At 65.9% G+C, this 13,213-nt stretch carries 12 protein-coding genes and 1 tRNA gene; 4 read left to right on the top strand and 9 right to left on the bottom strand.

Going from position 1 to position 13,213, the window contains the following annotated elements:
- Positions 1 to 43: 43 nt before the first annotated feature.
- The 7 genes from AC07R1_RS03685 to AC07R1_RS03655 all read right to left on the bottom strand — a co-directional run bounded on the left by AC07R1_RS03685 (position 44) and on the right by AC07R1_RS03655 (position 8,769).
- Positions 44 to 2,170 carry a TonB-dependent receptor family protein gene (locus AC07R1_RS03685; RefSeq protein WP_495110142.1) on the bottom strand — a complete coding sequence of 709 codons (2,127 nt, stop codon included), beginning with the start codon at positions 2,168 to 2,170 and terminating at the stop codon, positions 44 to 46.
- Positions 2,171 to 2,385: 215 nt separating this feature from the next.
- Positions 2,386 to 2,631: a hypothetical protein gene (locus tag AC07R1_RS03680; protein ID WP_495110141.1), complete on the bottom strand. Its 246-nt coding sequence runs from the start codon at positions 2,629 to 2,631 to the stop codon at positions 2,386 to 2,388.
- 62 nt (positions 2,632 to 2,693) lie between these two features.
- A complete protein-coding gene (locus tag AC07R1_RS03675; protein ID WP_495110140.1) occupies positions 2,694 to 3,170 on the bottom strand; it encodes a hypothetical protein in 477 nt (158 codons plus the stop codon).
- Between the two features lie 187 nt (positions 3,171 to 3,357).
- The gene (locus tag AC07R1_RS03670; RefSeq protein ID WP_210456741.1) at positions 3,358 to 3,861 is read right to left on the bottom strand and encodes a hypothetical protein; all 504 of its coding nucleotides are present in this window, start codon (positions 3,859 to 3,861) and stop codon (positions 3,358 to 3,360) included.
- A gap of 119 nt (positions 3,862 to 3,980) precedes the next feature.
- Positions 3,981 to 5,555 (bottom strand): FGGY-family carbohydrate kinase, encoded by a 1,575-nt coding sequence (locus AC07R1_RS03665; RefSeq protein ID WP_011061061.1) that lies wholly within the window; start codon positions 5,553 to 5,555, stop codon positions 3,981 to 3,983.
- 23 nt (positions 5,556 to 5,578) lie between these two features.
- Positions 5,579 to 7,168, bottom strand: a complete 1,590-nt coding sequence (locus AC07R1_RS03660) for a glycerol-3-phosphate dehydrogenase/oxidase (protein ID WP_495110139.1) — start codon at positions 7,166 to 7,168, stop codon at positions 5,579 to 5,581.
- Complete coding sequence (locus AC07R1_RS03655) at positions 7,165 to 8,769, bottom strand: FAD-binding oxidoreductase (RefSeq protein ID WP_492617564.1); 1,605 nt, start codon at positions 8,767 to 8,769, stop codon at positions 7,165 to 7,167. The genes AC07R1_RS03660 and AC07R1_RS03655 overlap by 4 nt, the downstream gene beginning before the upstream one ends.
- 179 nt (positions 8,770 to 8,948) lie before the next feature.
- On the opposite strand from AC07R1_RS03655, the gene AC07R1_RS03650 reads away from it, so the two are divergent.
- On the top strand, positions 8,949 to 9,653 hold the full coding sequence (locus tag AC07R1_RS03650; RefSeq protein WP_495110138.1) for a hypothetical protein: 705 nt from the start codon (positions 8,949 to 8,951) through the stop codon (positions 9,651 to 9,653).
- Positions 9,654 to 9,822: 169 nt separating this feature from the next.
- Positions 9,823 to 9,897, top strand: a tRNA-Gln gene (locus AC07R1_RS03645).
- A 13-nt stretch (positions 9,898 to 9,910) separates the two neighbouring features.
- Here the strand turns inward: AC07R1_RS03645 and AC07R1_RS03640 are convergent.
- A complete protein-coding gene (locus AC07R1_RS03640; protein WP_495110137.1) occupies positions 9,911 to 10,819 on the bottom strand; it encodes a LysR family transcriptional regulator in 909 nt (302 codons plus the stop codon).
- Positions 10,820 to 10,943: 124 nt separating this feature from the next.
- Between AC07R1_RS03640 and AC07R1_RS03635 the strand changes: the two genes are divergently transcribed.
- Positions 10,944 to 12,149, top strand: a complete 1,206-nt coding sequence (locus AC07R1_RS03635) for an MFS transporter (RefSeq protein WP_495110136.1) — start codon at positions 10,944 to 10,946, stop codon at positions 12,147 to 12,149.
- The gene (locus AC07R1_RS03630) at positions 12,146 to 12,274 is read left to right on the top strand and encodes a hypothetical protein (RefSeq protein ID WP_255313423.1); all 129 of its coding nucleotides are present in this window, start codon (positions 12,146 to 12,148) and stop codon (positions 12,272 to 12,274) included. The genes AC07R1_RS03635 and AC07R1_RS03630 overlap by 4 nt, the downstream gene beginning before the upstream one ends.
- Before the next feature lie 95 nt (positions 12,275 to 12,369).
- Here AC07R1_RS03630 and AC07R1_RS03625 read toward each other — a convergent pair whose 3' ends face one another.
- Positions 12,370 to 13,086 carry a class I SAM-dependent methyltransferase gene (locus tag AC07R1_RS03625; RefSeq protein ID WP_065363922.1) on the bottom strand — a complete coding sequence of 239 codons (717 nt, stop codon included), beginning with the start codon at positions 13,084 to 13,086 and terminating at the stop codon, positions 12,370 to 12,372.
- Between the last annotated feature and the right edge of the window lie 127 nt (positions 13,087 to 13,213).

Raw genomic sequence — 13,213 nt, 5'->3', positions numbered from 1 at the left:
GGCACTTTCATTGGCGGGTGTCGGCTCGCTCGCGGCCCTGCTTTCAGCGCAGGCTCCAGGACACCCCCAGGTACACCCCCAACCCTTCCCCCGGCGTTGAACGCGCCGCGTCCAGCCCCTTGTCGTCATAGCCCGGGGTCACGGTGGCGGCGTAGCGCTTGTCGGTCAGGTTGCGCACATCGACCCAGGTCTGCCAGTCGTTCTTCGGCGCGTTGTAGCCCAGGGTGGCGCCGAACAGCGCATAGGGATCGGCGTGGTAGCTGTTGGCGTAATCCACCGCCACCTTGGACACCAGCTGGGTATTGACCGCGGCGAAGAAGCCCAGGGGCCAGTCGTAGCGCAGCTCGCCCTGGTAGTAGTGCATGGGCAGGCCCGGCAGGCGGTTGTCGGCGAAACGCTGATCGTCGCGGTAGTGGAAATCACTGAAGGTATAGGCCTGGCGCAGGCTCAGGCGGCCGACGCCCGGGCGCGACCACAGCTCGCTCTGCAGGCTGGCTTCCACGCCCTGGTGCACGGTGGGGCTGGCGTTGAGTTCGTAAGGCGTGATGGCGTTGGCATCCGGCAGCACCGAAAGCAGTTCGTGGCGCACCTGGGCGTAGTACCAGGCCAGGCTCCACTGGCCCAGGCTGCTGTCGCCGCGCCCGCCCAGTTCCAGGGTGGTAGCGGTCTGATTGCGCAGCTTTACCGGATTGCTTTGAGCACCGTAAGCGACGCCGCTGGTGTCCGGAAAACGCTGATTGGCACTGTAGATCAGCGACCAGGGGTGTGGCGCTTCCACCGAGCGGCTGAGGTTGGCGAACAGTTGCAGATCCGGGTTCAGTTGGTAGCGCAGGCCCAGGCGCGGCGCGTAGTCCCAGTCGCCAAGGCTGGTCTTGCCGCCGCCCTCGGGGTAGGTCACCGCGCTTTCGCGGCGGGTGTAGATGGCCGCCAGCCCGGTGGTCAGCCACAGGTCGTCGGCGATCTCCAGGTCATTGCCAACGTGCAGGACGGTGTCCGAGCCCTGGTAAGTGAAGTTGCGGATCCGCGTGCCCGGCGCGTAGGTCTTGGTATTGCCGGTGGGAATGCGCACGAACTCGCTGGCACCGTCATTGGGCAGGTGCTTGGTCACCCGCAGGCCCAGGGTGCTGCGGCTTTCCAGGCCCCAGAGGCTGTCGCGGCGCTTGTAGTCCAGGGTGCCGCTGACGTCGCTGTAGGCCACCTTCAGACGGTTGGGGCCTTCGCGCAGGTCCATGGGGTAGTCGTGGTACACCAGCCCGGCCTGGATACTCGAATCGTCGTCCAGGTAATAGGTGGTCTTGTTGCCGACAAAGGTACTGCCCGGCTGCTTGCGCCGATCGTCGCGGCTGACGTAGGCCGGGTTGGCCGCCCGCGGGTCGTGTTCGATGGAGCGCTTGGTCACGCGCCCGGCCAGATCGTTGTCGGTCTCGCGGTAGCGCAGGTAGAAGCGGGTTTCCAGGTTCGGGTTGAAGCGGTAGCCGAAGTTGCCGATCAGCCCCTTGCTCTGGCTGCGGGTGTGATCCTGGTAGCCGTCGGCATTGGAGTCGGTCAGTGACACGTAATAGTCGAAATCCCCCAGCACTTGCCCGGAACTGACCTGACGCTGCTGATAACCGTGGCTACCGGTGGCGTAGCGTACCTGCAACAGCGGTGCGTCATAGCCGGTGTGGCTGACGTAATCGATGGCGCCACCCAGGGCCAGGGCGCCACGGTCGAACCCGTTGGCGCCGCGCAGCACTTCCACGTGGTCGGCCCACAAGGGCTCCAGCAATTCATAGGGCGTGCCACCGGGGCCGGTCAGGGGCAGGCCGTCGAGCATTGTATAGAGCCCCGAGGCATGGGCACCCGGCGCGCGGTTGATGCCCGAGCCGCGGATCGAGATCTTCACCCCTTCGTTGCCCGCCGATTGGGCATAGACCCCGGGCTGGTAGGCCAGCACATCCTGGTTGCTGGCCACCCGGCCCTGCAGCGGGCGGCGCATGTCCACCACATTGGTGCCGCCGGGCACCTGGGCCAGCCGCGCCGCGGCCTCCTGCGCCGGCTGCCCCTCACCGCCCTGTTCCTGCCCCAGGACCTGCGCCGGAGCCAGCTCCACGGCACGGGTTTCGGCAAATGCCGGGCAGGCCAGGGCCAGGCCCAACAGGGCCGTGGGCAAGGATTTTGGCGAAGACATCGAGAAAACTCCGACAGGCAGAAAGAGGGCAATGCAAGGTGCGACGCAGGAAAGAACCAACAGAGCACAGGACAATCTGGCCAAGGTCATTCAGCCGGCGGGAAATCGGCACTCAAACAGATAAAACGCCGCTGCCCTACCAGGGGCGGCGGCGCTTTGCAACGCTGACAGGGCGGGTGGCCTCACCGAGGCTCGGCCCGCGGTCAGCAGGCCGATCAGACCGCCGACTTCTTGTACACCGCTATAGTCCCCGCCTTGCACACGAACACCAACCCATAGTGTTCAAGATTGGCTCGTACATGCTTGCCAAAGCGATGGCGGGTCGTGCGTTGCAAAGGCTCCCACAGCGTTTCCCCAATGATCTGGCGAACCTTGCCTTGGTACCCAGCAGGCAGCTTGGCCGCATTCTGTTTGAGGGCGATGGCGGCCTGGTCCCAGGCCGAAGTTTGCATAGGGTTCATCTTCAACTCTCCTTGAAGCTCAATGGCGCGAGCCGCAGCCCGGGAAACACCGGGGCCGTGGCTCAGCGAAGCAGAATTTCCAGACGGTGGCCGTCAGCGCCGGCCTCCATCCTGACCAGGGTGCATTCCAGCGAATCGGGGAACCCCAGCTGTGCCTGCAAGGCACGCTCAATGGCCGCCTCCAACTGCGCCGGGCTACAGGCGCGCAGGCTCTGCGCCACACTGGCAGCGGGTGCCGTGGCGACCGGATGTGGCAAGAGGGTTTCGCCCAGCAATTGCTGGCAGTAGGCGATGAGTTTTTCACAGTGCTTCTTGCTGCCGTAGCCGTTGTTGCGCCAGCGATCAAGACCGGCCACCGAAACATCGGCGATTTCAGCAATCTTGCGCAGCGACAGGCCGTTGTCTTTCTTCAAGACCTCAACCAGTTCTCCCATGCCCAGCACCACTTCCCCCAGCGTGTGCTTTTGCGGAAAGCGACGATTGAACTCATCCTGGGTGAGGACTTCGAGCGCCTGGTAGGCGTTGACGAGACTATTCATTGGAAGGCATCTCTTGTGTATGTGCTGCGAAGAATATTTAACCAAGTAGTAGGTGTCAACACCTACTAGTAATTAAATACTCATACAACAAAACACACACACCTAGCTTTCTTCAGACCGAGTGACCGCAGCGACCAGCAATCGAAGGGCCGCACGACGCCGGCCCTTCTTACCCGACGGCCTTTGCTCATGCTTCACCCTGTGCTTTTTTGCTGCCCTTAATGTTCTCGATCAGATCGACCACGTAGTTCTGGTTGAAACCCGCGACAAAGGACCAGAACAGCAGCTTGCCGTAGGACGCATAGCCGTCCGCGTGCTGGCAGAAAATCACATAGAAACTGTTGTCCGGGTACCGGCAGATCTTGTCGTCGACGATCTGGGGAAACAGTTCACCTTGCACCACGCCTGAGATGAACAGGATGTACAGCAGGCCCGCGAGGATGCCGCCGATGAACGACGGCAACAGCACGTTGAACCAGGAGCTGCACAGGCTGATGATCTCCTCCTCGCTGAGGTGTGACAGTTGGCGGTGGAAGCCCACGTAACCGCCGATATTGCCGACGATGAACACCACCGAGGGGATGGTGTAACCGTCGGCCAGGGCGACCGCCCCCAGGGACGCCGCCAACAGCAGCACAAAGATGATGAACAATCGCTTCCAGAGGATGTTCAGCGCGTCCTGGCGGTTCATGTTCGGCTCACCGGTTCAGGTTGTCGTAGGGTTCCGTCCACCTGGATGACGATAGTTGAGCCGTGCCGCGCAAGCGGCTTTTTTCGACCGGGAACCCTTACCCCTCCTGGCCCGCGTCCTCACGCCGGGTAGCCGGTAATCTCGCGAATGCTCTGGTACAGCGGCTTGAGCTGGCGGTACATGCGCAGGTAGACCTCGCTGTACAGCCGCTGGTACATCTGCTGCGCCTGGGGCTGGGGCTCGAACACTGCGCCAACCCGGGTCATGGCACTGATGGCCGTGGCGAAGTCTGGGTACAGCCCCAGGCCCACCGCGCAGGCGATCACCGCACCCAGCCCCGAGGCTTCATAGACATGGGGCCGCTCCACCGGCAGGCCGAAGATGTCCGCCGTCAGTTGCATGGCCGCGTCGCTCTGGGAGCCGCCGCCGGCCACCCGCAGGCGGCTGATCTTCAGCCTGGAGCGCTTTTCGATGCGCTCCATGCCCTGGCGCAGGGCATAGGCCAGGCCTTCGAGAATGGCCCGGTAGATGTGCGCCCGGGTGTGCACGTCGCCAAAGCCGATCATCGCCCCCTTGGCTTCCATGCCCGGCTCGCGGATGCCCGGCGACCAGTAGGGTTGCAGGGTCAGGCCCATGGACCCGGGCGGCACCGCCTGGACCAGGGCGTCGAACAGCTGCTCCGGCTCCAGCCCCTGCTCCGCCGCCTGCTGCACTTCGCGCAGGCCGAACTGCTGCTTGAACCAGCTGACCATCCAGTAGCCGCGAAAGATCATCACCTCGCAGTTGTAGTGGTCCGGCACCGCCGCCGGGTACGGCGGTATCAAAGGCACTACCTCCAGGTAGCGCGAACGGGTGGTGGTGATGGTGGCCGTGGTGCCGTAGGACAGGCAGGCGGTGGTGGAGTCCTGGACGCCCGAGCCCAGCACTTCGCAGGCCTTGTCGGCACCCGCGGCAATCAGCGGCAAGCCTTCGGGTATGCCGGTATGGCGGCTGGCCTCGGCGGTGATCCGGCCCAGGGTTTCCCCGGGCTTGAGCAGGGTCGGCAACTGCTCCTGGCGCACCGCCAGGGCCTGCCACTTCCAGTCACTGGGGGCGGCCCAGCGCAGGCGTTTGTAGTCGAACGGCAGGTAGGCCACGCAGCAGCCCACCGAGTCGACGAAATTGCCGGTCAGGCGATGGGTGAGAAAGCCCGAGAGCAACAGGAACTTGTCGGTGGCGGCCCACACCTCGGGCTGTTCCTGAGCCACCCAGTTGGCCTCGGCCTGGGCGCGAAAATAATCCACCGTGGCCTCGGCGCCGATCAACTTGAACAACCAGCCCCAGGGCCCCTTGATCTTGCCTTCGACCTCGGCCTGGCGCTGGTCGAGCCAGAGGATCGCCGGGCGCAGCGCGCGGCCCTGGGCATCGACGTTGATCAGGGTGCCGCGCTGGGTGGTCAGGGACACGCCGCGGATCTGCGAACGGTCGATGCCGGTCTGCTGCCAGAGCAGTTGGCAGGCTTCGCCGAGCTTGGCCCAGTAGTAGTCCGGGTGCTGTTCGGCCCAGCCGGGCCGGCTGGAAAAATAGGCTTCAAGCTCCACCTTGCCCTTGCCCAGCAGGTTGCCTTTGAGGTCGAACAGCAGCGCACGAACGCTCTGGGTGCCGTTGTCGATGGCCAGCAGGTAGTCCTGCTTATTGTTGTTGTGGTTATCCATGGGGCTCTCTTGGTTGAGCATCGTTAGGCGAGTGGCGGCAGGCTGTGATGGCGTTGCCACAGGGCCCGGTAGCGCTGTTCCTCGGCCTGCCAGCGCTCGTCGTCCCAGCCCAGCTGTGGCTGGCACAGGCGGCGGATGGCCGGCAGGTACTGGACGGCGCCCTCGGCCAGCAGCAAGCCGATGCGGGTGCGGCGCAGCAGCAGGTCGTCCAGGTGCAGGACCATTTCCGCCTCGGCGGCAAACGCCAGCTCGGCCCACAGGGTGTCGCTGGCGCCGACGCAATCGCCGCCCAGGGTCGCCACCCACTGCGCCAGCCGCGGCAGATGGCGGCCGTGGCGGCCAGCCAGGCGCCGCACCTGGGCGCCGCTCAGGCCAGGGATCTCCAGGGGCGCCACAGGCGTGAAGACCGGAGCGCCGTCGTCCACCACTTCACGCCCGAGCATCGCCCCGCAGGCCTGCAGCACTTCGATGGCCTGGGGCCGGAAGGTGGTGAGCTTGCCGCCGGCCAGGGTCACGCAGCCGGGTTCCTGCCACAGCACATGCTCGCGGGTTTCATTGGAAGGCTTGCCCTGCTGGCCGTCGCTGCTGGCCACCACCGGGCGCACCCCGGCCCAGGTCGACAGCACGTCGCCGGCAGTGATCAGGGCCTGGGGAAACTGCTGGGCACAGGCGGCCAGCAGGTACTCGAGCTCTTCCTGGCTGATGCTGGCGCTCTGGTCCAGGTCATCGCGGTGATCCAGGTCGGTGGTGCCGACCACGGTGGCGCCCTCCCAGGGGAAGACGAACACCGGCCGGCCATCCTCGGCATGCATGAAGCTGAAGGCCTGGGCCACCGGCAAGCGCCAGCCCGGCAGCAGCAGATGGCTGCCGCGCAAGGGCCGCAGTTGGCGCACGCGGTCCGCCGGGCGCAGGCGCTCGGCCCAGGCGCCGGTAGCGACCGCCAGGGCCGCGCAGCGCACCTGCTGCGGCTGCCCGCCTTCGCTGTCCTCGATCTGCACCCCGCAGACCCGCCCGTTCTCGCGCAAAAGGCGGGTGACCCGAACGCCGTTGAACACTTGGGCGCCATCGGCCCGGGCCTCGGCCAGCACCCGCATCACCAGCCGCGCATCGTCGGTCAGGGCGTCGAGAAAACTGGTCCCCCCCAACAGCCCCGGCTCCTTGACCCCGGGGGCCAGGAAAGCCAGCTGCCGGGCATCGTGGAAGCGATGGTTGCGCCGCCCGGCCAGGGCGTCATACACACCCAGCAGGCCGCCGAACACCCGGGGCCCGGGAAACTTGCCGCGGTAATGGGGCATCAGGAAGCTCATGGGCTCCACCAGCCCCGGGGCCTCCTGCAACAGGCGCTGGCGCTCGCGCACCGAATCCCGGGTCAGGCGCCACTGGCCCTTGGCGATATAGCGCAAGCCGCCATGGACCATCTTCGAGGAGCGGCTGGAGGTGCCCCAGGCAAAGTCTCGCTGTTCCAGCAGCAGGCAGCGCCAGCCGCGCCGCGCCGCTTCGCGCAGGATGCCGGCGCCGCTGATGCCGCCGCCGATCACGATCAGGTCCCAGGCTTGCGCCGCCAGCCCGGGCAGCGCCTGTTGGCGCCACTGGGCATTCCAGTCCTGGCTCATGGTTCACGGGGCTCCAAAAGGGTGCCGGGGTTGAGGCGCCCGGCCGGGTCGAAGTGGCGGCTCAGGGCCTGCAGCGCATCGATGGCCAGCGGGCCCTTCTCCCGCAGCAGGTACGGCGCATGGTCCTTGCCCACGCCGTGCTGGTGGCTGATGGTGCCGCGGTGGTTGACGATGGTCTGGCTGGCAGCGTGCTTGAGTGCCTGCCAGCGGGCCAGGGTCGCCGGGTACTGGGCATCCGGGCGGAACACGTAGGTGGTGTAGATGCTCGACCCTTCGCCATAGACATGGGACAGGTGGGTGAACACATGCACCTGCTCGCCCTCGGCGGCCAGGCCGTCACGCAGGCTCTGCTCGATGCGTTGCAGCAGGCGGTCGACATTGCTCCAGTCGGTGGCGGTCTCCAGGGTGTCCACCAGGTAGCCGGCGTTCCACAGGCTTTCGCGCAGGTAGGGAAAGCGAAAGCGGTTCTGCGCCCATTTCTTGCCCAGCAGGGTGCCGGTGAACACCCCGCCGAAAGCCTTCAGGTGCTGGCGCGCCTGGCGCAGGGACAAGGCATTCTGCCGGCGGTTGCCGGTCACGCCGAAGGTCAACAGGCACTTGCCCGCCCCGGCGCCGCGCAAGGCCAGGTACTTTTCCAGCCAGGCGATCTGCGTCGGGTGGCCGGCCAGGGCCAGCTGGGTTTCGGTCTCCAGGGCATTGGACAGGCGCAGCATCGACAGCGGCACCCGGGCCTGGGCCAGGGCGCGCACCGCTTGCAGGGCCTGCTGCCAGTCGGGCAGGAACACCCCGTAGAAACGTTCGTCATCGGGCAGGCGGCTGACCCGCACCTTGACCTCGGAAATGATCCCGAAGCGCCCTTCGCTGCCCAGCACCACCTCGCGCAGGTCCGGCCCGGCGGCGGACGCCGGAAAGGTGGCGATGGGCATCGGCCCGGCAAAGGTTTCCAGGGTGCCGCCGGCGAACAGCTGCTCGATGCGCCCGTAGCGCAACGACTGCTGGCCGCTGGAGCGGCTGGCGACCCAGCCGCCCAGGGTCGACAGTTCCCAGGACTGGGGAAAGTGCCCCAGGGTGTAGCCCCGGGCCCGCAGCTGGCTTTCCACCTGAGGGCCACTGGCCCCAGGACCGAAGGTCGCCAGCAGGCTGTCTTCGTCCAGGTCCAGCAGGCGGCTCATGCGCGCCAGGGACACCGTCAGCACCGGCCGCTCGGACCAGCCGGGGTTGATGTGCCCGGCCACCGAAGTGCCCCCGCCGTAGGGAATCAGGCACAGGTCGCGGTCCTCGGCCAGGGCCAGCAACTGGCGGATCTGTTCGGCGGTTTCCGGGAACGCCACGGCGTCCGGGTAGGCCCCCAGCTCGCCCTCGCGCAGCGCCAGCCAGTCCGCCAGGCTCTGGCCGCGGGCGTGCAGCAGCCGGTCCTCGACACTGATGCTGTACAAGTCATGGGCTTGCAGGCGCGATGCCGGCACCCGGGCCAGGGCCTGCTCCAGGGTCGCCTCCGGCAACCTGCGTCCCGGCCCCAGGCGCTCGGCGAGAAACCCCGCGCCCTGGGCCGGCAATTCGACCACCGTGGATGCATCCCCCCAGCCGTTCCAGCGTCGCATGCGTGTGTGTCCTTCTGCTGTTCTTATAGGTCTTGCCCAAGGCTCCCTATACTAGTGCGCGGCAGCGGGCTGTCACGGTCACATTGAGCCAGCGGATGTAGCCGATTGAGTCAGACAGAGGTGACATCCGGCGCCAGTTACCGAAGAATCCTCCCCTTCCCCATCACAGGCTCGCGTCCATGCCGGCAACCCTGAGAACCTGCACCCCCCTGTTCTGGTCCACCGACCTGGGCATCGACTACGGCGCGCCGACCTTGCAGCTGCGCGACCTGCTGCCAGTGGTGGGCGAGCAGAGCTCAGCCTTCTTCCAACGCCAGGACGGCATCGTGCTCGGTGAAACCCTGCAACTGATCTGGTGCCCGCCGCTGGCGGACCTCAATGGCTGGAACGAGCAACCCTCGGAAATCGCCCTGAGCCACCTGCTGCACGTGCGGATCACCGGCCCGGCCGCCGAGCCGCCCGCGCCACGGCATGCCAACCACCATGGCAGGCTCAGGTACCGCTTCCAGGTGCTGTCCTGCCAGCCGCTACCGGCGGCCCTGCGCGCCCAACCGCTCGTACCGAACGCCTGGCACCTGCCGCTGATCAGTGGCGAACAGGGCAGTTGCCTGTCCTGGGATGACATTCACGAGTGCGAGCGCGCCGAGGTCCAGGGGCTGATCTACCTGTGCGCCTACGGCCGTTACGAAAGCTATATGGAAATGTTCATCGAAGCAGTGGGCGAGCAGCTGTTCGGGCTGCTTTCGGTGCACCTGGGCCCGGGGGGCGACGACTATCAATTTGGCCGGCGCGCCCTTGAAGGGGCGGAGTTGCGGGCCATCCGCCGCGCACTGGACATGGCCCGGCCGCTGAAGGATTCACAGCCCGGCTACCTGGTCCCTTGAACCCCGGGACGGATAAAATCGCCCTGAAAAAGACTAAGCAGCTGTTTTCAAACTCATTTTTTTCACCAGGGGGCTTCCCAGCCCGCCGATAAGTTGATAAATTTGCGCCCGTTCTTGCAGCGGCCCTCCCCGGGCCGGCAGTTCAGGCAAGTAACGTCGCAACAGCTACAGGGGCGTCGCCAAGCGGTAAGGCAGCAGGTTTTGATCCTGCCATGCGTTGGTTCGAATCCAGCCGCCCCTGCCATTTTTTCTCATCGTTATCCCCGCAGATTCCGTTCCAGCATCTCCAGCAATGCACTGACCTTGGGCAACCCCTGCCGGCTTTTCAGCCACAGCAGATGGATCGCCTGCCCTTCGCTGGCCCATTGCGGCAGCACCTCCACCAGGCTTCCGTCCTCCAACTGGCGCTTGACCAGCCAGGAAGGCAGTTGCGCAATGCCGTAGCCTTGCTGCACCGCCATCAACAGCCCCTCGCCATCGCCCACCACGCAACTGGCGGACATCACCCGGCGCTCACTCTCGCCCGGGCGGCCGCTCGCGAAGTTCCAGGGGCTGACCCGGCCATCCACCCAGCCATAGGCAATGCACTGATGGCGCTCAAGGTCCTGGTCGGTCAGCGGCACGCCATGGCTGCGCAGGTAGTCGGGCGAGGCGCAGAACAGGTGCCATTCGCGGCCCAGGCAGCGGTGCCCCAGCGCCGCCGGCCACTGTCCCGAGCCGCCAAGGCGCACGGCGATGTCCGCACCGGCTTCAAGCGGCTCGACACTGGGATCGGAAAAGGTGATGTGCGGCTGCAAGCCCGGATGCTCCCGGGCAAAGCGCAGGACGGCGCCCAGCACCTGGGAGCGGCCGAAGGTCCCGGGCAGGTCGATGCGCACCCGCCCCCGCAGCTCGGAGTTTTCCGCGTTCAGCGCCAGCTCGGCCTCTTCCAGGTCTGCCAGCACCCCGCTGCAGGTGCGGTAGAAGGCCGTGCCCGCGTCGGTCAGCGCCAGGCTGCGGGTGGTGCGCTGGAACAGCCGCGCCTGCAGGCGCCCTTCCAGCCGGGCGATGGCCTTGCTGACGGCGGAAGCCGTAAGGTTGAGCCGTTCGGCGGCGGCCTTGAAGCTGCCGCAGTCGGCCACGCAGACAAATACATCGATCCCCTTCAAGCGTTCGGAAGAAAACATCGGCGCCTCTTATTCATGAATCTGATTCCATTCACTGGGTAAAAAACATCATAAAACAGAACCAGATTCCCCAGTAAGCTGGCTGCCATTCTCAAAAACGCCGTTACAGACCGATGAGGCACGGATGCTGCGCACCCTGAAAAGCTACCCGAAAGCAATCAACCTGCTGCTGGCCGGCACCCTGGTGCTGACCCTGGCCCGGGCAGTCACCCTGCCCTACCTGGTGATCTACCTGAGCAGTGCTTTCGGCCTGCAAGTGAGCGACATCGGGCTGGTGATCGGCAGCAGCATGATCCTCGGCTCGCTGCTGAGCCTCTACGGTGGTTTCCTGGTGGACCGCACGCCCAGCTACCGGCTGATCCTGGCCTGCTGCGCGCTGTTCACCCTGGGTTTCATCGGCGCCTTCAGTGCACACCAGCTGTGGCTGTTCTACCTGTGCCTGGTGCTGGTCAACCTGGCCTATGCGGTGATCGACATCGCGATCAAGGCCGGCTTTGCCCAGCGCCTGTCGGTGGAACAGCGCAGCGAAGCCTTCTCGATCAAATACACCCTGACCAATATCGGCTACGCCGTGGGCCCGTTCCTCGGCGCCGGGCTGGCGCGCCTGGACATCAGCCTGCCGTTCCTGATCTCCGCCGCCCTGGGCGCCGGGTTCCTGGCGATCCATATGCGCTGGGGCGACAGACAGCTGAGCGCCGCCGGCCCGACACCAGCGCCGCTATCCTTCGCGGCCCTGGGCAAACAGCTGCTACGGGATTACCGCCTGGTGTGCTTCACCCTGGGCGGCCTGCTCAGCGCCGTGGTCTTTGGCCAGTTCTCGGCGTACCTGTCGCAGTACCTGGTGGTCACCACCTCGGCCGAGGCCACCTACCGCATCATCAGCACCCTGGTGGCGACCAATGCGCTGCTGGTGATCGCCCTGCAATACGCCATCGGCCGCAGGATTACCCAGCGCCACCTGAGCCGCTGGCTGGCACTGGGGCTGGGCCTGTTCCTGCTGGGGGTCAGCGGCTTCGGCCTGGCCACCAGCCTGGCGCTGTGGGTGCTGTCGATGGTGGTGTTCACCCTGGGGGAAATCATCGTGTTTCCCGCCGAGTACATGTTCATCGACCTGATCGCCCCCGAACACCTGCGAGGCCTGTATTACGGCGCGCAGAACCTCTCCAACCTCGGCGGCGCACTGGGCCCGATACTCTGCGGCATGCTCCTGGCCAGCCACCCGGCGCACTGGATCTTCTACATGCTGGGAGCGTTCATAGTCGCCGGCGGGCTGTTCTACTGGGTGGGCGCGGCTAACCTGGAACAGGCCAGGAGCAGGACCGGCGCGTGATCATTGATGCCCAGGCGCGCGGCAATCTGCGCCTGGGCTGCCCGACAGGGGGGCGAGGCCGCCAGTGGCGGCACATTGCTCATGTACAGCAGATGCTCAAAGGCGATACCAGCCTCGCGGGCTGACCCGGCATGCGGCGACACTCCATGAGTGATGACCTTGTGGAGCTTGCCGGCCTGAAGGCGTGCCAGGCTCGGAGCTACGCTGTTCGAGCGGCCCCTCAGCAACGCTTGCGGCTCAACCAGGCGCCCCAGAACAGGCTGCTGAAGAAACGTGTTCCCGCGCTGAAACCGCCCTCTTCGAGCAACCGTTGCACCGCCGCCTCGGAATGGGGCGGGTCGGCGCCCTGAAGGATTTTCCCCAGCTTGGCGTGTACCTCATCCGCCGTCGCGCCCTGCTGGCGCCAGCGTTGCCCCCAGGCCGCCAGCAGCAGGGGCTGGCTGGCGTAGGCGTAGTGATTGCCGGCGACGATCAGCGGCGCGCCGGGTTTGAGGCGCCGGGCGATGGCCCGCAGCAATTGCCGCTTGGCTTCATCACCGGGCAGATGGTGCAGCACGCCGATCAGCGTGGCCCCGTCGAAGGGGTCGTCCGCCGCCAGTTCGTCCACCGTGGCCAGACGCACTTCGGTCCTCTCCATCAAACCCTGCGCCTGCAACTGCTGGCGCGCTGTCTCCAGCATCGGTGCCGAGGGGTCTACAGCGGTAAAGCGCCAGCCCGGTTCCAGGGAAGCCATGGCGATAATCTCCTGGGCCGTGCCACCAGCCCCCACGGCCAGGATGTGGGCCGCACGCCCCTCGCCCAGGCTGGCCGCCAACATGCAGGCGGCAAGGTCATGGCAGGCGTCATAGCCCGCCAGGGCGATACGGCTCTGGCGGGCGTATTCGTCGGCTCGCGAGCGGTCGAATTTTTCAGCCGGGTTTACCGAGGATGAGGTCATGGCAGGGCTCCATTCAAAGGATCGGGACAGGCTAGGCCCTGCGGCTTGATAATTAAAATTCATTGTTTTTATTCATTGCATTCCTTCCTGGAATAGCACCTCCCCTGCTCCCGAAAAAAAAGGGGGC

The sequence above is a fragment of the Pseudomonas sp. GW821-FHT07F01 genome, assembly GCF_059418825.1.
The sequence above is the reverse complement of the archived record's forward strand: the minus strand, read 5'-3'. Positions and strand labels throughout refer to the sequence as shown.